At 63.2% G+C, this 18189-nt stretch carries 15 protein-coding genes and 2 rRNA genes; 8 read left to right on the top strand and 9 right to left on the bottom strand.

Annotation, left to right across the window (positions count from 1 at the left end; translation table 11 throughout):
* Window positions 1-299 (top strand): 23S ribosomal RNA (locus AC6I6L_RS06100); the annotation flags it as partial.
* 138 nt (window positions 300-437) lie between these two features.
* Window positions 438-559 (top strand): 5S ribosomal RNA (gene rrf, locus AC6I6L_RS06095).
* A gap of 835 nt (window positions 560-1394) precedes the next feature.
* Here rrf and AC6I6L_RS06090 read toward each other — a convergent pair.
* On the bottom strand, window positions 1395-2786 hold the full coding sequence (locus tag AC6I6L_RS06090) for an NAD(P)/FAD-dependent oxidoreductase (protein ID WP_497916817.1): 1392 nt from the start codon (window positions 2784-2786) through the stop codon (window positions 1395-1397).
* Window positions 2787-2912: 126 nt separating this feature from the next.
* Between AC6I6L_RS06090 and AC6I6L_RS06085 the strand changes: the two genes are divergently transcribed.
* Both AC6I6L_RS06085 and AC6I6L_RS06080 read left to right on the top strand, forming a co-directional pair.
* Entirely contained in the window at window positions 2913-3932 is a 1020-nt protein-coding gene (locus AC6I6L_RS06085; protein ID WP_497916816.1) for a D-2-hydroxyacid dehydrogenase, read from the top strand.
* Between the two features lie 231 nt (window positions 3933-4163).
* Window positions 4164-4466, top strand: coding sequence for a HalOD1 output domain-containing protein (locus tag AC6I6L_RS06080; RefSeq protein WP_497916815.1), 303 nt, complete (start codon window positions 4164-4166; stop codon window positions 4464-4466).
* A 75-nt stretch (window positions 4467-4541) separates the two neighbouring features.
* Here AC6I6L_RS06080 and asd read toward each other — a convergent pair whose 3' ends face one another.
* Entirely contained in the window at window positions 4542-5576 is a 1035-nt protein-coding gene (gene asd / locus AC6I6L_RS06075) for an aspartate-semialdehyde dehydrogenase (protein ID WP_497916814.1), read from the bottom strand.
* Window positions 5577-5866: 290 nt separating this feature from the next.
* On the opposite strand from asd, the gene AC6I6L_RS06070 reads away from it, so the two are divergent.
* Window positions 5867-6130: a hypothetical protein gene (locus tag AC6I6L_RS06070; RefSeq protein ID WP_497916813.1), complete on the top strand. Its 264-nt coding sequence runs from the start codon at window positions 5867-5869 to the stop codon at window positions 6128-6130.
* Between the two features lie 153 nt (window positions 6131-6283).
* On the opposite strand, the gene AC6I6L_RS06065 is transcribed toward AC6I6L_RS06070, so the two are convergent.
* A complete protein-coding gene (locus AC6I6L_RS06065) occupies window positions 6284-6475 on the bottom strand; it encodes a 30S ribosomal protein S17e (protein ID WP_497916812.1) in 192 nt (63 codons plus the stop codon).
* Between the two features lie 214 nt (window positions 6476-6689).
* On the opposite strand from AC6I6L_RS06065, the gene AC6I6L_RS06060 reads away from it, so the two are divergent.
* Complete coding sequence (locus tag AC6I6L_RS06060; protein WP_497916811.1) at window positions 6690-7679, top strand: hypothetical protein; 990 nt, start codon at window positions 6690-6692, stop codon at window positions 7677-7679.
* Between the two features lie 8 nt (window positions 7680-7687).
* On the opposite strand, the gene AC6I6L_RS06055 is transcribed toward AC6I6L_RS06060, so the two are convergent.
* Window positions 7688-8278, bottom strand: coding sequence for a DUF447 domain-containing protein (locus AC6I6L_RS06055; RefSeq protein WP_497916810.1), 591 nt, complete (start codon window positions 8276-8278; stop codon window positions 7688-7690).
* Window positions 8275-9123, bottom strand: a complete 849-nt coding sequence (locus AC6I6L_RS06050; protein ID WP_497916809.1) for a triphosphoribosyl-dephospho-CoA synthase — start codon at window positions 9121-9123, stop codon at window positions 8275-8277. The genes AC6I6L_RS06055 and AC6I6L_RS06050 overlap by 4 nt, the downstream gene beginning before the upstream one ends.
* 227 nt (window positions 9124-9350) lie before the next feature.
* Between AC6I6L_RS06050 and AC6I6L_RS06045 the strand changes: the two genes are divergently transcribed.
* Complete coding sequence (locus AC6I6L_RS06045; protein WP_497916808.1) at window positions 9351-10658, top strand: sensor histidine kinase; 1308 nt, start codon at window positions 9351-9353, stop codon at window positions 10656-10658.
* Window positions 10659-10701: 43 nt separating this feature from the next.
* Here AC6I6L_RS06045 and AC6I6L_RS06040 read toward each other — a convergent pair whose 3' ends face one another.
* From AC6I6L_RS06040 to AC6I6L_RS06025, 4 genes are all read right to left on the bottom strand, one after another.
* On the bottom strand, window positions 10702-11481 hold the full coding sequence (locus tag AC6I6L_RS06040) for a tRNA-dihydrouridine synthase (protein WP_497916807.1): 780 nt from the start codon (window positions 11479-11481) through the stop codon (window positions 10702-10704).
* Window positions 11481-12473 (bottom strand): 2-phospho-L-lactate transferase, encoded by a 993-nt coding sequence (gene cofD / locus AC6I6L_RS06035; protein WP_497916806.1) that lies wholly within the window; start codon window positions 12471-12473, stop codon window positions 11481-11483. The genes AC6I6L_RS06040 and cofD overlap by 1 nt, the downstream gene beginning before the upstream one ends.
* A 105-nt stretch (window positions 12474-12578) precedes the next feature.
* Window positions 12579-14438 (bottom strand): sensor histidine kinase, encoded by a 1860-nt coding sequence (locus AC6I6L_RS06030; protein ID WP_497916805.1) that lies wholly within the window; start codon window positions 14436-14438, stop codon window positions 12579-12581.
* Window positions 14439-14708: 270 nt separating this feature from the next.
* Window positions 14709-16262, bottom strand: a complete 1554-nt coding sequence (locus tag AC6I6L_RS06025; protein WP_497916804.1) for a glutamate-cysteine ligase family protein — start codon at window positions 16260-16262, stop codon at window positions 14709-14711.
* A gap of 99 nt (window positions 16263-16361) precedes the next feature.
* On the opposite strand from AC6I6L_RS06025, the gene ligA reads away from it, so the two are divergent.
* A complete protein-coding gene (gene ligA / locus AC6I6L_RS06020) occupies window positions 16362-18185 on the top strand; it encodes an ATP-dependent DNA ligase LigA (RefSeq protein ID WP_497916803.1) in 1824 nt (607 codons plus the stop codon).
* The last annotated feature ends 4 nt before the right edge of the window (window positions 18186-18189 follow it).

Here is an 18189-nt window from a genome sequence, read left to right as displayed (position 1 = left end):
TCGTGAGACAGGTCGGCTGCTATCTATTGGGGGTGTTACGGTATCTGACGGGAACGATCGTATAGTACGAGAGGAACTACGATTGGGTGCCACTGGTGTACCAGTTGTTCGAGAGAGCACGTGCTGGGCAGCCACGCACCACGGGGTAAGAGCTGAACGCATCTAAGCTCGAAACCCACCTGGAAAAGAGATACCACTGAGGCCACTCGTAGAAGACGAGTTCGATAGACTCGGGATGTACGCACCAAGGCAACGAGGTGTTGAGTCCGCGAGCACTAACAGGCCAAGCCACTCATTCATACTTTGAACATAACGCATTGGATCCGCGATCGTGACGCGCGAGCGGGTCCGGACGCAAACTGGACTACACGTACAACACGGTTTTAGAGAGACCACCGATACTGGACTGACAACGGTTCGATTCCGTTGATCGGCGTTAGGGCGGCCAGAGCGGCGGGGTTCCTCCCGTACCCATCCCGAACACGGAAGATAAGCCCGTCTGCGTATTGGGGAGTACTGGAGTGGGAGACCCTCTGGGAAATCCGATTCGCCGCCTTCACTCATACTCAACCCCATACAGCACCGGCTGTGTGGGGTTTTTTGCATATATGACATGCCGATAGTGTAATCGGGTATTTTAGAGCTACTAGATAACTCAGCACACAGTACCGAGTAGCCGTTACGGATCTCATCAGAGACGTCTCTAACTAAGTCGTTGAGAAGCGTGTACACCCTGTACGAAGTGTTTTTGTTGGCGCGTGAGAGATCTGTTACCCGGAACACTAACGTCCAGCCTCATCCCGTGGCGGCGTGCCGCGTCGGCTGGCTAACCCTCGTGCCGGGCAGGGGACCTCGTATGCAGTCCCCAAGGTGAGACGGTGCGTCCCGTCTCCCGGTGGGGTGACCCACCGTACGAGTGTCACGTGTCCGGGTTCGCCGTACTGTCATCGCACCCGTATGGGTTCGCTCGGACGGGGACTTGGGACACGCATTCAAACTAGGGATGTGAGACGGTTAAGTGTTGCAGTGTCAGCCCATGGGCGTGTCGGTCCACACTGTCGTGGTTGGTCTGCGGTTACGGTACTCGAGCCGGCGTCACGCGTCACTATCGATTTATTAATTATCGTGTGGTTGAAGCGCCGTCCTGCAAACGACGGCTTTTCAGTACTGCCCTCGTAGTGTGCAGTCATCGACGTGATTGACGTGGACGAAAAGGGCACAACGAAACGGTCTGCAGCGAGATGCGAGAACTGTGGCGCGGTCGGGCTGGTTCAGATCTGGCCGGATGGAACGATCCAGCCACTCGGTCAGCGGAAACTCTGTCACTGCGCGGATAACGAGATTTGCGTTCTCGACGGTGACAGCGGCTAAGTATTGTCGCTTCTGATAGAGAGTCAGTAGAGATATTCGTCTTCCGAAAGCTGGACGTAGCTGCCGTTGCGGTACGAGAACTTCGTCTTCTTGTATGCTGCGAGAATTTTCGTCGCGCCGATCCCGGCGGTGTATCGCCTGTTGAGAAGGCCCGGACTCCCGCTGTTGCCTTGCATGTCGTTGACCACGTCGAACGCCCAGTCCCAGTCGTCAGGCCCGTAATCCGCGACGATGTCGGCAAATGAAACGTTACGGAGGATTTCGTCGCCGATCGCGTTCTTCCAGACCTCGTTGTAGCTCTCGAGTGAATCCGTCGCGGCGAGTCGACCGGCGATCTTTCCGGTCCGGACAGCAACGTGGTAGCCGCCTTCGTGGAACGCCGAGGTGGTACCCATCGCGCCGCCCGCGACGGCGATGTTCGCGCCGACCGGCGAGTCGATCGGTCGTGTCGAAGAGATTGGATACGTCTCGGTCCCGTTCGATTTGCCGCGGTCCTCGACGACCGGGATATCGGTTTCGACGTCGTACTCGTTGCCGTACTCTTGTTCGAGGAGGCGGCTGATGTACTCGGAGCCGGACGGAATGCGATCGTCGGCGGGATTCAGAAGCTTGTATCCGCCGGGGTTCTCGACGTCCGAGAGTTCCATGCCGATCGGCATCGTCAGGCCGACGCGGGCGACGGTGCCGTCGTTGGGGAAGATCCACGGGTAGGCGGTTTCGCCGGGCATGTATCCCCACCAGAATTTGAGGCGGTCCTCGAACTCCGCGAACAGTTCTGGGGGAAACTCGCGGTACTCCTGGTAGGCGATGTGGTTTGCTTCGGGGGGCGAGAGGTGATCGGAGACGCTGCGGCCGGGTGCCGTAAACTGATCGAGAGCATCGAGCGTGATGCGACGCTGTGGTCCGTCGGCGAGGACGACGTACTGGGCCTCGAGCTGGTCCCCGTTCGAGAGAGTCAGCGTGTGCGTGGGTCCCTTCGGACTTGACGCTCGCAGATCGGTCTCGAGGGACTTGACCCCGGTTCCGACGCGCATGTCGACGCCGGCCTCGGTGGCTCGTTCGTGGAGCCAGTCGTCCATCCGGGCCCGATGGAAGGTGTAACCGAATTTCGGATAGCCGGCCTCGATGCCGGTCGATGTCAGTTCGACGGAACTGTTCGGGCCGACGAACTCCGTCGCCTCGAGTTCCCGGTGGATGACCTCGTCGGGGATCTCTCGGTAGTCGAAGTCCATGATGTCGATCCAGTAGTCGAGCATGCCGGCGGCATCGGTCGAGTCCGGGCCGACGCCGTCTCGATCCTCTCGGGGGACGCCCTGTTCGAACAGGACTGTCTCGGCACCGTGTGCCGCGGCCCGTTCGGCTGCACAGGCCCCTGCGGGCCCGCCGCCGACGATCGCGACGTCTACGCGTTCCATACCCTACTGGAACTCGGGCGTCCATATTAAAGACCGTGAATTTTCTGTTGGGAAGGAAGGGACACGTTAATCGACGCCCGGACTGCGAGACGAACGCTTTTCAGTGCACCCCGCGAGGGCACCCACATGACAGACGACGCGATCGATGCTGCAGCCGACGAATCCTGGAGCGAAACCGCCGCCGATGGCTCGGATATCCTCGTTCTCCGAAAAGGGACTCACGGGACGCCGATCGAGCAGTACGCGGAGGCACTCCGAGAGCGCGTGCCGGAGTTAACGGTCGCTCTCGCACGCACGCCGGCTCAAGAGCGTGCGGGGATCGAATCGGCCCGATTCGTTACTGGAATGACCCTCGACGGAGCGCTCCTCGAAAGGGCGGCGAACCTCGAAGTCTTCGCGTGTGCGTACGCGGGAACGGGCCATCTCCCGATGGACGAACTCGCGGACCGTGGCGTCGCGGTCACGAACGCTGCGGGCGTCCACGGTCCGAATATTGGTGAACACGTCCTCGGCGCGATTCTTCACTTCACTCGCCGCTTCCACGTGGCCGAGCGCCGCCAGCGTCGCCGGGAGTGGCGACACTACCAGGCGCACGAACTTCAGGGCTCGACGGTTACTGTTGTCGGTCTCGGCGCGATCGGGCGCGCGGTCTGTGATCGACTGGAACCGTTCGACGTCGAGACGATCGGCGTCCGCTACTCGCCTGAAAAGGGTGGGCCGACGGACGACGTGATTGGCTTCGAGGGCGACGCGTTTCACGGGGCCCTCGCCCGGACCGACTACCTCGTTCTCGCCTGTCCACTGACGGAGACGACGCGGGGACTGATCGATCGGGCGGCGTTCCAGACGCTCGATCCGGAGGCGGTGCTCGTCAACGTCGCCCGCGGCCCGGTCGTCGACACCGATGCGCTGGTCGATGCGCTCCGATCGAACTGGATCAGGGGGGCATCTCTCGACGTAACCGACCCCGAACCGCTCCCTGAAGAGCACCCGCTCTGGAACCTCGGAAACGTACAGATCACGCCACACAACGCGGGCCACACGCCGAAGTACTACGATCGACTGGCCGATATCGTCGCGTCTAACGCACGCCGGTTCGTCGAGGACGGACCTGAGGCTCCCCTCGAAAATCGGGTGCGTCTCTGACCGGCGGCGACAGCGTGGGTTTTGCGAACGGTTTCGAACGGGAAATACAACCCGATCGGTCACGAGGTGGCGGTCCATCCGGCCGCGAATTCGGACTCGGGCGCGTAGCCGGGTAGAGACGGTCGGCTCGACGGACAGTAAGATGAACGCGACTCTCAGGTGCGGTGTATACGCACTCGTTGGGGTGTGTGGTTATGTGGTCCCAAATGGTCCCGTTCATAAGAGAGCGCAATGGGAACAATTATTCGCACCCACGACGCCGCGGGACCGTCGCTCGACGACTCCGATATCACCGTCAAGGTAATCGAGACCGTTGCTGCTGCGATGGACATCGATCCACTCGAGTGTCCACCGCTGTACGATCGAATCGATCCGTCGTCGCTGAACGGTCTGTTTCGCGGGAAAGAGAACGCAAGCGGCTACACGACCTTCGAGTACGCCGGGTATGTCGTCATGGTCGACAGTAGCGGTGACGTGACGCTTATCGATCTGAACGAGACGGACGATTCTCCCGTCAGCTCTAGCAGCCACTGAAAACCAGTACCGCCTGATCGATCGACACGTTCCGCCGGGTAACAGAGATCGCTACAGGCAAGGGTTCCCGAGCGGTTAGAGGTAGCCGTTTTTCAGCAGGAGTTCCCCGTTCAGGACGCTCGCGCCCGCAGCGCCGCGGATCGTATTGTGTGCCAGACAGTTGTACTGGAGACCGAACGTGGACTCGCGGAGGCCGCCGGCGGCGATCGCCATCCCGTCGCCGAGCGTGCGGTCCATCCGTGGCTGTGGGCGATCGGGTTCCTCGAAGACGTGGATGAGCGGGTCGGGCGAGGAACGCAGATCGAGCGAGGGGTATTCGCGCATGGCCTCGGCCGCCTCGTCGGGCGTGAGATCGTCTGCGGTTTCGACCCACACGTTCTCGAGGTGGCCGTCGATCGTCGGGATGCGGTTACACGAGGCACCGACCTCGACGCTTTCGTGCGTCAGGGAGGCACCGTCGAACTCCCCGAGCAGTTTGCGCGATTCGGTTTCGAGTTTGTCCTCCTCGCTGCCGATGTGGGGAATCGCGTTGTCGATGATCTCCATCGAGGTGACGCCGTCGTAACCAGCGCCGGAGACGGCCTGCAGCGTCGCAACGTGGACCGTTTCGAGGCCGTAGTCTGCAAGCGCTGCGAGGGTGGGGACGAAGGTGATCGTCGAGCAGTTGGGGTTTTTGACCATCGCGCCGTCCCAGCCGCGCTCGTCGCGCTGGACCTCGAGTAAGTCGAGATGGTCGGCGTTCACTTCGGGGATGACCAGCGGGACGTCCTCGTCCATGCGGGCGTTCGAGGAGTTCGAGGACATGACGTAGCCTGCCTCGCAGAACGCGGGTTCGACCGCCGCGCCGACGCTCGAGGGAAGCGAAGAGAACAGCAGGTCGATGTCGTTCGGAACCTCTTCGGGATCGGTTGCCGTGACGGTCATCCCGGCGATGTCGTCCGGGATCGGACTGTCGACGCGCCACTTTGCTGCCTGTCGGTACGTTTTTCCGGCACTCGACTCGCTGGCGGTCAGTGCAGCGATCTCGAACTCCGGGTGGGGGTCGAGAAGCTGAATCAGTCGCTGTCCGACTGCGCCGGTCGCGCCGAGTACGCCTACTCGTACTGCCATTTTCCGATTGTCGGAGTCGTGTCCGCAAAACCGTTTGGGTTTTCATCGTGCGTCGTGTCGTCTGGCGACTTCGATGGATCGAGTCAGTTCGGTTTCAGTACGGGTCGGCAGACTCCGCACGCGGCCCTCACAGCATAGAAGAGATTAAGAAACCGGAGTGGCACGTATTGACCGATGCACTACCAGCAGGATCGACGTTCCGACGTTGGGCTGTGCCGGTTCGGGCCAGCCACCAAAACGGTACCATGCACCGTCGAGCAACCGACCTCCCGGCGCGTGGGGTGGTCTCGATGACGAACACCGGCTCGGCCGCGGACTCGGGCGGTCTCAACCTATTCGAGACGCCGTTTAACATCGGTGCAACGGTGCTTGCCGCCCTGTCGTTCCTGCTCGCGATCGTCTTCCTGTACAGTGGGTACGCGGAGATGAGCCTGCTGTTCGTCGGTCCCGACCTGACGCTGCTGACGGGACTCGTCGGCGGAACGATCTGTCTCGGTATCGCCATCGTCGCGTGGACCGCTGCGGTCTACATGGAACCCGGATTCGACGAGTAACCGATCGAGTTGCGTTCTCTCCGTGCGATCGAATACCCGACAGCGACATCGATCAGCGTCGAATCAGACGTAGCGTCTGGGGTCGAGGCGTCCAGCCACCCGATCGCGAGATGCGTCGCTGGCGGCCGTCGGTGTGGAGGCGAGAATATCGACTTACGCCGGGACCTGTGCGCCCTTCTTGCGCGTGACGTAGCCCGCAATTCGGTTTCGGACGCCCTTCGACTCGACGTTGGTGAGTTGCTGGACGCTGTCTTTATTCTGTTCGAAATCGGTCGTGAACGCTTCCGGGTACCGCTCCAGGAGGAGGTTCCCGGTCTTCTTGACGTAGGCCGGTTTGATTGCCATACAGGTCGTTCCGTCCAGCAGGCCTTAAGACCTTTCTCTTCCGTTTTCCGGACGACGTTCGTCGCGGCTGATTTCCGTGTTGATGGTCGATCCGCGGCTACTCTCCGTTTTGGCCGTCGACCGCACTCGGAACAACTCTCGATCGACTGGTGGTCCCGTCACCGGGGGGTCCCACTCCTGTAGTTTAAAACGGATGCGGAAGCAGCGAGGGCCGATGGTGTTACACTTCAGAGAAGCAACGAGCGTCTATCGGAAGACGTTGCCGTACGTCCTCTTGCAGTTTGGAATCGGTGTCGCGTTTGCAGTTATCGGCGTGATATACCTCAGTCTCGTTCTCTGGCTGGGACTCAGGTTCCTGGCGGGCGGCGGCTACAGCCTGCTCGTCGTCGCGCTCGTGATGGTGATCGGACTGATTACGTTTGCAGCCATCTGGCGGCTGGTACAGAAGTACGTACTATACCTGGTCAAAACCGGACACGTAGCCGTAATCGCTCACGTCGTCGAGGAGGGGGAGGCACCCGGCAATCAGATCAGTTACGGTATCAACGAGGTGAAAGATTACTTCCTCTCCGCGACCGCGCTGTGGGGGGTGAGTACGGTGATCGATGAGGTTCTCAAACAATTCAACAAGGCGGTCGCTCGAGTCACGGAGATGATTCCGGTTCCGATCCCGCCCCAACTGGAGACGCTCCTCGAGATCGTCCAGAAGTCCCTCGTACTGGCGGTACGATACCTCGACGACGCGATTATTGCCTACATGTTCGTCGATCGAAACGAGAACCGCTGGCAGTCCGCCCGTGAGGGACTCGTGTTGTACGGCAAAACCTGGAAGATGGTGCTCGGATCGACACTGGTGATCGTCTTCGGGATGTACGTCGTGTCGTTCGTCCTCCTGTCGCTGCTGTCACCGATCGCGGTCGTCCTCGACGTGTTGCCGACCGCGTTCGAGGCGATGTCGTGGGTGCTGATCGGCGGTGCTGTCGCCGTCGTCCACACCGGAGTGATCAAACCGTGGGTAAAGACCGTCGTGATTACGACGTTCCTCATCGAGCAACGCGAGGAAGTTGCCGACGAGGAGACCGAAGCGTGGATCGCGGACCGATCGGAAAAATTCACCGACGTCGTCGAGAACGCCGAGAACGATGGGCCGTTTGGCGAGGAAACAGAAGAAACCGCCGACACGCTGGAAATCACCGCGTCGTAGCGTACACCTCACCAGGGAGCGTGGGTCCGAACGCGATCGAGCGCCTCGCGTTCGTGCGGACCGCCGGCTCGATCGACGACCGAGGCGCAGTAGTCGAGGCGCTCTCGAAGTTGGCCGTCGTCGTACCCCTCGACTCCGAGACGCGAGGCGGCGACGGTGGCTTCGACGACCGCGCCGAAGCCGCGATCGATCGTCGGGACGGTCTCGGATTCGGTCGCGGTTTCGACGGGATCGAGCGTCCAGTCCTCCCACTGGGTATCGCCCTCGGTGCCCGAATCGACCTGCTCGACGGTGACGCGCGCCCACGCGTTCGCGGACGGAAGAACCGGATCGTCGAGTTCGTAGATCGACAGCGCGGCGTCGACGAAGTCGACGGGGTCTCTCGTGAACTGGACGTACCCCTCGCCCTCGCGGTGGAAGTTCCGCCGGGTGCGGGTGTTCCCCCACGTCCGTGCGGTGACCGGGTCCCCGGCGAAGAGGCCCAGCGCCGCGGCATTCCAGCGATCGTTCGGGCCGCGAGTCGTGACGATCGATTCGGTGACGCCGGACAGCGAGACGGGCCACGCCGTGCTGTCGATCGGTTCCGGATCGTCGCTCATACGTCGATCACTTCGTGCTCTAGGGCGATGAACAGTCCGGCTGCGATCAGGTCCGCGGTCGTCCCCGGATTGACGCCCCGTTCGACCAGATCGTCGGCAAAGGTCTCGACGGCCTCGCGATCCGTCTCGAGGGCGTTTCGGTCGTGGAGTTCGGCGGCGCGATCGGTCACGTCCGCTGCGACGTCTTCTCCGTGGCGGTTGGCGACGAGCGTGTCGGGGCGGTCTGCGAGCAGGGAGAGAAACACGGTTGCGGCGCGATCGGTCACCGGCCCCTCGGCGTCAGCGAGGCGTTCCGTCGCGATGAACGAGCGCTCGAAGCTGCGGACCCACTCGCGGGCGACGTCGTCGCCGGGGACGCTTCGGTCCATCACGTCGAGCAGCGTCAGGTCGCGTTCTTTCAGTGCTGGCACGGCGTCCCCACCGCGACGCACGTCGAGTGCTTCCATCTCTTCGGGTGGATCAGCTACGAACACGTCGACGTGCTCGAACGATCGGTAGAATGCGGCGGCGTCGGCGACGGTCGTGCTTTCGACGACGGACTCGACGACTGGCTGTGAGCACTCCTCACGAGCGGCCCGGACCAGCGGGACGAGCAAGAGCAACGCCCCGAACTGGGTGTTCTCTCCCTGTGCGGCCATCCCTTCGACCGCCCGTTCGAACGCCGGCCCGACCGCTGCCCCGTTCGCGGCGAGCTCCAGTCCCTCGCGAGCGCCGACGGCCCCCGCGAGAAACTGCTCGAAATGGAGGTCGTCGAGGTCGCGGTGTCGATCGACGTTGCCGGGTTTCGGCGTGCCCGCGACCTCGAGTAAGAGTGCGAGTTCCGCGTTGCCTGCGAGATCGTTCATACCTCCTCGTCTGCGTTCGCGGGACTTAGGAGGCTCGTCTGCCAGCATTCCTCTGTCATCGCTCGCCTGTCTGTTTTCTTCGCGTTTCAGCACGATCCACCGACGCCTCTATCTCGATCCCAGTCGGGAACCTGCAGAATCGATCGGGGTGTTGCTGGCGTCGGGGTCGGCCTCGCACCGCCACCACCGCGCGCTTCAAATACGCCCACCTCATACCGGTTGGTTAGATGATCTCGCGCTCGCAGTACGTCTCTCTGCTGGGCGTCCTGTTTGTCGTCATCGCAGCGTGGCAAGCAACTGCCAAGGTGGCACGCGGCGGTGACGGGGTAGAGGCGGGGATCGGGTTCGTACTGATCAGTCTTCCAGGATTGTTGTTTCTGTACGTCGGACGGTGGCTCTCGGAGAGCGACCTCGAACCCGCGTACTTCCACCGGATCGTCCTCTGGAGTCTGGGTGGTATCGGCGTGATGTTCGTTTTTCTCCTCTTGCGAGCGATTCATCCCGGCATCCAGACGTCGTTCTCGTTCGGGACGCGAGCGATCGCGCTCTCGATCGGATCGATCGCGGGGCTCGCGATCGGGATTCACGAGGCCCAGGCGCTGACCCGCGAGCGCGAGGTTCAGCGCCGAAACGAGGAGTTAACCGAGACGCGACGACAACTCAAAGAGCGAAACGAGGAACTGATGGAGATTCGAGCGGCGCTCGAAGACGCCAACGAACGGCTGAAAGCGTCGAACGAACGGCTGGACCAGTTCGCCTCGGCCGCTGCCCACGATCTTCGGGAACCGCTCCGAATGATCTCGCGGTACGTGCAGTTGCTCGAGGATCGGTACGCCGACGAACTCGACGACGACGCGAGGGAGTTCATCGAGTACGCCACCGACGGCGCCGATCGAATGCAGGTGCTGGTGGACGATCTCCTGACGTACTCTCGGGTCGACGCACGCGGTTCTTCCTTCGAACCTGTCGATCTGGATGCGGTATTCGAGGAGACCTGTCGGGATCTGCAGATCCGAATCGAAGAAAGCGACGCCGAGATCACGGCTGAACCGCTCCCGCAGGTGAACGGTGACGCGGGCCAGCTGCGCCAGATCTTCCAGAACTTGCTCTCGAACGCGATCGAGTACAGCGGCGACGGCTCGCCCCGAATCGCGGTTTCTGCCACTCGACGCGACGGCGAGTGGATACTCTCGGTGAGCGACGACGGGATCGGGATCGACCCCGGGGATCAGCAACGGGTGTTCGACATCTTCCAGCGACTCCACGCCGTCGACGAACACGAGGGGTCCGGCATCGGGCTGGCGGTCTGTCGGCGGATCGTCGACCGTCACGGCGGTGACATCTGGGTCGACTCCGAACCGGGCGGCGGAGCGACGTTTTCGTTTACCCTCAAACCGGAGACGCGATCGGAGGAGGCGTCGGTCGATCGATCGCTGGGGGAACCGCCGGGGGTCTCGGGAGAGCCGCCGCAGACCCCGCCCGACGGCGAGCGGAGTGATCGTGAAAAGGGGCCAGATCGCGTCCGAGAGCGCTGACACGGTTGCGGGTGTCCGCTCCCAGACGAGAACGGGTTGAGAATTACCGCGATCGCGTCCCGACTTCGCCGCCGTCGCGACCGGCGTGGGAGCCGCCGAGATGTCGATCGACCGCCTCGCGGACTCGGGCGAGAACGACCGGGTCGTCACTGGGCCGGCCGACGCTGACCGCGTCGGCACCGTAGCCGGCGTACTCGCGGACGGTTTCGTCGTCGCGGACGCCGTTATTTGCGATGACGTAGAGTTCCGTCGCGTCAACAACGTCTGCGATCACCGACTCGGTGTCCATCGCGTCGACGTGGACGAACGACGCGCCCGCGCCTTCGATCGATCGCGCGAGTTCCGGGAGGTCGACGCCGGCGACTTCTGCGCGAACCTTGACCCCGACCGTCGCGCCGGTTTCGGCGGCCGTCGCGACGTAGTCTGTGAGTCGATCGGCGTCCCGGAGAAGCGTCTCGCCACAGCCGACGGCACACAGTTCGTCCTGTCGGCAGTGGGCGTTGATTTCGAGGAGGGCGTTCCGGTCGCGACAAATCCGGGCGGCCTCGGTAATCGGCTCCGGGGTCGTACTGCGGACGTTGAACGCCGGCTGGATCGGAACCGCCGCGAGCGAGGCGAGCTGTCGGTCCACGAACTCGAGCGGGTCCGCGGGGAGGAATTCGGTTCGCTCGCGGGCGACGAGCGATCGTGCGGCGGTTCGTGCGTCTTCGTCGAGGGCGATGCCGCCGAGGAACGCGGCACCCGCGTAGTCGGCACCCCTGCGAGCCCAGTCGGCGTCGGCCTCGCCGCTGAGACTCGCGAGAGCGAGCGGTGGAGTGAACATCACGTGACGATATCGATCGCTTCGTCGATCGCGCTGATGACGCGTGCAGCGTCCTCGCGGGAATCGATCGTGATGTCGGTCTGGAGCGTCGGGCGATCGAACTCGGTGTCGTCATCGTCGTCGATAATGTACGCGTCAGCGAACGGGTACGCGGTCGCCAGTCCCTCGGTGCTCGGCTCCGCGTTGACGGCTCGCATGAGCTTCCCGGCCGGTCCCGAAAAGGCGTCGTCACCGAGAAACGGCGAGACGGCGATCACCGTCGTCTGGCTGAGGGCGTCTGCGACGCCCGGCAGCGAGAGCATGGGTCCGATGCTCGTCACGGGGTTCGACGGTCCGATGACGACGGTGTCGTCCAGGGCTTCGAGGACACCCGGCGCGGGCTGGGCCGTCGACGAGCCGCGAAACTCGACGGTTTCGACGGTCGGCTCGCCGCGGTGGCCGACCCAGTACTCCTGAAAGTGCATCATCCCCTCGTCGGTGTGGACGAGACTGGCGACGGGGTCGTCGCTCATCGGTAACAGATCGATCGTCAACCCGAACCCGGCGGCGAGTCGCTGAATGACCTCGCTCAGCGTCTGCCCCTGATCGAGGAGGCTCGTCCGCGTGATGTGGACGGCTCGGTCCCGATCGCCAATAGTCATGAATTCAGCAATACCAGAGAAGCGCCGCCAGTTTGCGAGGTCGCGGCCAGCGGTCTGCTGGTCGTTCGGGAGGTACTGCGGCCCGTCAGGGAGGTTCGCGGCCGCGGCGATGTCCATCAACGCCGAGTTGGTTCGGTGGGTGTCACCCCTGATTCCCCACCACGTCTCCCGATCGAGGATGCCCCCGCCTTGAAAGAGCAACGTGTCCACGTCCGGCGAAACGAAGAGGCCGCCGATCTCGATGTCGTCGCCCGTGTTGGCGATGACGGTCGTCTCCTCCGGTGAGAACGCGGCCGCAGCACCGTCCAGTAGCTTCGGCGTTCCGGTGCCCCCGGAGAGGAACGTAACCATACGTCACACTCTCGAGCGTGGGTACTTAATCACTTGCGGCCGGCGAGGTGGACCCGTTCCGGTGCGGTCGTACCGTGGTGACAGACCGCGGCCGCAGGTGGCCACTCACCCGCGTCGGTCGTCGGGACCTGGCCCATCACACGTCTCAGAATTCGACGCGTCCCGATCGTCGCCCGCCGCCGGAAGGCGAAGCCGTACACACATGCCGTTCGGCTCGCGGTCCGTTACCGAAACCGTCCCGCTGAGACGGGTTGCGATCCAGTTGACCAGCCACAGGCCGAGTCCGCTGCCGTGGATCAGCGCCGTCTCCTCGCCCCGTTTGAGCGTCTGTCGTTCGTCCCGGTGAATCATCTCCCCGTTGTTCTCGATGCAGATATCGACCCGGGTTGCGGTCTGCCGGCGCGCCGACAGCTCGATCGACGGCGTCGTGGGCGCCGCGTGCTCGATCGCGTTCTCGACCAGCTCGGCGATCGCAAACCGGAGCAGTTCGCCGTCAGCACGAACCGACGCGGCGTGCTCCGAGATGCGGATCGTGGTCTCGGGATGTCGCGCTCCGTACTGTGAAGCGACGTCGTCGAGAATCGGTTTGACCGCGACCGTCTCCACGTGGCCGCCGGAGAGTCGGCGCTGGAACCGATGCGTTTTCTCCCCGATCGCACTCAGGTCGTGGGCGACGTCAGCGGCGGTGGTCGCCCGCTCGACGAGCTCCTCCCGCGTCCCAGAAGCGAGGTCGGCCACCTCCTGTGACTGCGATCGCAACTCCCCGAGGATGAGATCCAGATTGCCGATGATCTTGTTGAGATCGTTTCGAAGGTTGTGCCGGAGGACGCGGTTGAGGACCATCAGTTGCTGTTCGCGGTACTTTCGCTCGGTGATGTCCTGTATCGAGCCGCGGACGATCGTTTCCTCGTTCGCCGTCTCGACCGGCGTTCCGCGGGAAACTACCCACCGCTCACGGCCGTCGGCGGTGATAATCCGAAACTCTCCCTCGTAGTGGTCGTCGGTATCCGGGAACTGGTCGACGAGATCGCGAACTGCCGGCCGATCGTCGGGATGATAGAACTCGATCGCGTCCCGTAGCGTCGGCTGGTACTCGTCGTCGACGCCGTGGATGCGTCGCGTCCCTGTCGTCCACCGAAGATCGCCGGTGTCGTAGTTCAGTTCCCAGCCGCCGACGGCTGCCGACCGTTCGGTTCGGGAGAGAAAATCGCGGTTGCGCTTCAGTTCGGTTTCGCGGATCTTCTCCTGGGTGATTTCCGAAAGAAAGGACGAAATGCCACCCGGCGAGGGGTAGATGTGGATGCGGTACCAGTTCCCGATCGGGAGTTCGGTTTCGAGTTGCAACGATGTCTGTTCGTCCATCGCCCGGTGGAAGGCGTCGTACAGTTCGGACTGGGTATACTCCGGTCGAACCTCCCAGATCACGTTGCCGAGTACTGCCGTGGGCGAGCCGAAGATGCGCTCGGCGGCCTCGTTGAGGTAGGTAATCCGCCAGTTATCCTCGAGTGCGATGACGGCGTCAGTGATCCGATCGAGGAGCGTGGGAACGCTCTGCTGGAGTCGCCGTTCGAACGGATCGTACGGTTTTTCGACGACAGCCGTCCTGATCGCTTCCGCAAGATCCGCGATTCGGTCGGGGTGGTGGTCCGCTCGAATATACTCCGTGACTCCGAGCGAGACCGCCTCGCTCGCGATGCGCTCGTTTCCGTCGCACACGAACAGTACGAACGGAAGTCGCGGATAGGTCGACCGAACGAACTCGAGAAATGCCAGGCCGTCGAGTTCGGGTAGCGCGTACGCGCTGACGACGCATTCGAAGTTCGATTCCGCCAGTTGCTCCAGTCCGGCGGCTACGCTGGATACCCGTACCACGGACAGCGACGCGTCCGTCTGCTCGAGTGCCGGCGTTACCTGGGTCCCGATCCGGGGATCGCCATCGACGTAGAGAACGCGTATCGTTTCCATCTATAACTGTCGACAGTACGACCATCCTCGCCCGAAAGACGTCCGGGCCATTCCAACTGTATAATCGTATTACCAATCTATATTGGAGTTATATGAACGTTGTGGCTACAAGCAGTGAATTTGAACAAGTCTTGTTACTGATATATACTGGTCGACGAACGGCTGTGGAATCGCACAGCGACTGACCGTTCGCCCGATCAGGCCCAGCCTCCGGATAGTCGGTAGAGACCGGCGAACGGCCGGAGAGTACACGCCCCGATCGCAGGCCCCTCAGTCGCCGATCCAGTCGGCGAAACTCCCCTCGAGAAACGTTTCCGACTGGCGGTCGACGTACGCTCGCTGCATCTCGGTGATCGCATCGTCGAAGTCCCGACCGTCGTCGATCGCCTCCCGCACCCGATCACGTTTCCACGATGCGGGCGTCACGGTCTGGCGGACCCGTCGACGCAGAGGGTAGAGGTACTTTGCGGCTTCTTCGTCCGTCAACCCGCGATTCGTCAACCCGTCTTCGGCGTGGGCGAGCAGGTCCTCGTAGACGGTGAGCGTGTCCGTCGTCTCCTTCCCATCGTTGGTGATCCAGTCCAGTTCGGCCGCCAGGCCGTCTCGCATCGCGGCGTAGAAGTTCTCGCGAGCGAGTTGCCAGTCGAGTTCGACGACCGGGTGTTCGAGGCGGGTGAGGCTCTCCATGAGGCCCGCGAAGGCCGCGAGGAACGCGATCGAGTCGCGAACCGTCGGCTGTGCCGGAATCGGACGGAATTCGATTCGCGCGTTCGCCCCCGATCGGGTCGCACCGCCGAGGACCGGTCGAACCCACCGCCAGTAGGTACCGTGTTTCCGACGGAAATGGGGGAACTCGTCGTCGAATCGCTCGCCCGCCTCGACGGGCATCGGAACCATCGTATCGTCGCCGGCGATTCGATCGATCGCCTCCTCGGTGCTTCCCAGGTCGCGGGGGAATCGAACCTTCCCCTCGCCGGTCGTCGGGTCGTTGAGTACCGTCTCGAAGACGCTGATCCGGTGTTCCATCCAGCCGTCGCGCAGCACGTCTTCGGCCGTCGCGTCCTCGTCGTAGAGGTCCGGCGGGAAAAACGGGGAGTTGACGCCCAGCGCGAGCAGCGGGCCGGCGATTCGCAAGGCGTAGTTGAAGTATTCGGGCAGGTCCGGTGCGTGGGGTACCTGGTAGTGGGGTTGAATCGACGTGATGAGGCTTTCGGGCATGACCGTATCGCCCTGCAGGGAGACGTGCGGGGCCTGAATGCACATCCCAGCGGCCTCTGCGCGATCGGTGTTCGCCATCGCGTGATACCGCGCCGAATCACTCATGTTCGTCGCGATGCGGATCGATCGCTCAGTCCCGTCTGCTGTCACGATTGTTCGTTCGACGCTGTCGGTGAGGTAGGTGCTGGCGTCCTCGCCTTCGGGCGGGATAGTCCAGAGGCCGTCGCTGACCAGTCGCATCCGTTCGGAACTCGTCACGTCGAGGGCCGTCTGTAGGCGCGATTTGATCTCCGCCTCCTGAGCCTGCAGCCCGTGGACGTTCAGCGGCTGGGGGCTGGTGGTCATCTCCGCGTTGTGCAACCCGAGTTCCTTCTCGAACCCGATGAGTTCGAGCAGTCGACGGGGTACCCGGCGAAGCGTACAGTCGTCGGATTTGACCGCGTAGAACTCGTACTCGAAGCCGACGATCGCCTGCGGGTTGTCGAAGACGCCGTCGTCGATCGCGCTCGCGATCACCTCTGCATCCTGCTGGGCCCGCTCGCGGAACTCGTCACCGTTGGCCGCCAGTACGTCTGCAACCCGCGACGCGAGATCCTCACCTGTCATGGCTCCGACTGCGGGCGCAACTGTCTTGAATGTCGTCACTCGGAAGCGAGCACGGTCGTCTCAGAACCGTTTTACTCTCGCCGCCGCTACCACTTGCCGATGGAGTTCGCCACGTTCGCCGATCGAGCCGCCGCGATCGATGCCGAACCCGCAGACCTCGAGATCATCGACCACGTGACCGAGTTACTCGCGGATGCAGCCGACGCCAGCGGCGATCCGAAGACCGAGACAGAAGACGCCCCAGAGGTGCCCCAAACGCTCGAGATCGTTGCCCGGTACGTTCAGGGCCGAGTGTTCCCTGCCTGGGAGTCGCAGACGCTCGACATCGGGCCGAACGCGTGTTACGAGGCGATCGCTCGCGCGGCCGGGACGAACGTCGATGCCGACGATGTCGAGGAGCGCCTTGCGGAACTGGGAGAGATCGGTGACGTGGCAGCGAGGTACGAGTTCGGCGGTCAGCAGGGGTTGGGTGCGTTCACCGGCGACGGAGCCGCTACCGGCGGCGGTGGTGGGTCCGGTTCCGGCGGTCTCACCGTTCGCGAGGTCCACGACACGCTCACCGAGCTGGCAGCAGCGGAGGGGTCCGGGAGTCAGGGCCGAAAAGTCGATCTGCTGTTCGGTCTGTTCAACCAGTGTTCGAGCGCGGAGGCTCGCTACCTCGCTCGCCTCGTCCTCTCGGAGATGCGCATCGGCGTCGGTGAGGGCACCGTTCGAGACGCGATCGCCGCGGCGTTCGACGTGCCGGACGATCGGGTCGAACGCGCCCTACAGGTGTCCAACGACTACGGCGAAGTCGCGCGGATCGCACGCGGGGAGGGCGTCAGGGGGCTGGACGCGATGGATCTCGCGATCGGGCGGCCGGTTCAGGCGATGCTGGCCCAGGCAGGTACGGTGACAGACGCGCTCGAGGAGTGGGACGAGGCCGCCGTCGAGTGGAAGTACGACGGGGCCAGAATCCAGTTGCACCACGCTCCCGCTGGCGGGACCGACGAGGCATCCGGAGAGACGCGCGTCTACTCTCGAAACATGGAGGACGTGACCGACGCCCTCCCCGAGGTCGTCGAGTTCGCCGCCGAGCATCTCGACCGTCCCGTTATTCTGGACGGCGAGGTCGTCGCGATCGACGAGGATGGCTTTCCGCTCCCGTTTCAGGAGGTGCTCAAACGATTCCGGCGCAAACACGACGTCGCGAAGGCCCGCGAGGAAGTCACCGTTCGTCCGGTCTTTTTCGACTGTCTGCACGCGGACGGAGACGACTTGCTCGACGAACCGTTGACGGCCCGCCACGATCGACTCGAGGGGGTCCTCACCGAGGAGCCGGATCAGGACCCGGAGGACGTTCCGGGGCTCTCTCTGCTGTGGCACACAGACGACCCCGAGGCGATCGAGTCGATCGACGCGGACGCCCTCGACGCGGGCCACGAGGGTATCATGCTCAAAAATCCCGAGTCGACGTACTCGCCGGGTCGGCGCGGAAAACACTGGCGCAAGCGAAAGCCCGATGTCGAGACCCTCGACTGCGTCGTCACCGGTGCCGAGTGGGGCGAGGGCCGGCGCGCGACGTTCCTCGGCACGTTCGAACTCTCCGTCCGTCACGGGGACGACAGCGAGGAACTCCGTTCCGCTGGCTCTGCGGTGGAACCGCAGACCCTCGAGACGATCGGCAAGGTCGCAACCGGGATCACCGACGAAAAACTGGCCGAACTGACCGTGCTACTCGAACCCCATATCGCGGCCGAGGATGGACAGACCGTCGAGATCGAGCCCGCGATCGTCTTCGAGGTCGGCTACGAGGAGATCCAGTCTTCCCCGACGTACTCCTCGGGCTACGCCCTGCGGTTTCCGCGGTTCGTAGGTGTCCGACACGACAAAGATCCCGAGGACGCGGAGACGATCGATCGGGTCGAGCGGCTTCGAAAATAGGGGG

The organism is Halosolutus sp. DAT137, from assembly GCF_059736405.1.
Note: the sequence above shows the minus strand (reverse complement) of the source record. Positions and strands in the feature narration are given on the sequence as shown.

Coding starts and splice junctions, on each gene's coding strand:
- AC6I6L_RS06090 (WP_497916817.1), bottom strand. CDS start 2,786: ATGGAACGCGTAGACGTCGCGATCGTCGGCGGCGGGCCCGCAGGGGCC.
- AC6I6L_RS06085 (WP_497916816.1), top strand. CDS start 2,913: ATGACAGACGACGCGATCGATGCTGCAGCCGACGAATCCTGGAGCGAA.
- AC6I6L_RS06080 (WP_497916815.1), top strand. CDS start 4,164: ATGGGAACAATTATTCGCACCCACGACGCCGCGGGACCGTCGCTCGAC.
- asd (WP_497916814.1), bottom strand. CDS start 5,576: ATGGCAGTACGAGTAGGCGTACTCGGCGCGACCGGCGCAGTCGGACAG.
- AC6I6L_RS06070 (WP_497916813.1), top strand. CDS start 5,867: ATGACGAACACCGGCTCGGCCGCGGACTCGGGCGGTCTCAACCTATTC.
- AC6I6L_RS06065 (WP_497916812.1), bottom strand. CDS start 6,475: ATGGCAATCAAACCGGCCTACGTCAAGAAGACCGGGAACCTCCTCCTG.
- AC6I6L_RS06060 (WP_497916811.1), top strand. CDS start 6,690: ATGGTGTTACACTTCAGAGAAGCAACGAGCGTCTATCGGAAGACGTTG.
- AC6I6L_RS06055 (WP_497916810.1), bottom strand. CDS start 8,278: ATGAGCGACGATCCGGAACCGATCGACAGCACGGCGTGGCCCGTCTCG.
- AC6I6L_RS06050 (WP_497916809.1), bottom strand. CDS start 9,123: ATGAACGATCTCGCAGGCAACGCGGAACTCGCACTCTTACTCGAGGTC.
- AC6I6L_RS06045 (WP_497916808.1), top strand. CDS start 9,351: ATGATCTCGCGCTCGCAGTACGTCTCTCTGCTGGGCGTCCTGTTTGTC.
- AC6I6L_RS06040 (WP_497916807.1), bottom strand. CDS start 11,481: ATGTTCACTCCACCGCTCGCTCTCGCGAGTCTCAGCGGCGAGGCCGAC.
- cofD (WP_497916806.1), bottom strand. CDS start 12,473: ATGGTTACGTTCCTCTCCGGGGGCACCGGAACGCCGAAGCTACTGGAC.
- AC6I6L_RS06030 (WP_497916805.1), bottom strand. CDS start 14,438: ATGGAAACGATACGCGTTCTCTACGTCGATGGCGATCCCCGGATCGGG.
- AC6I6L_RS06025 (WP_497916804.1), bottom strand. CDS start 16,262: ATGACAGGTGAGGATCTCGCGTCGCGGGTTGCAGACGTACTGGCGGCC.
- ligA (WP_497916803.1), top strand. CDS start 16,362: ATGGAGTTCGCCACGTTCGCCGATCGAGCCGCCGCGATCGATGCCGAA.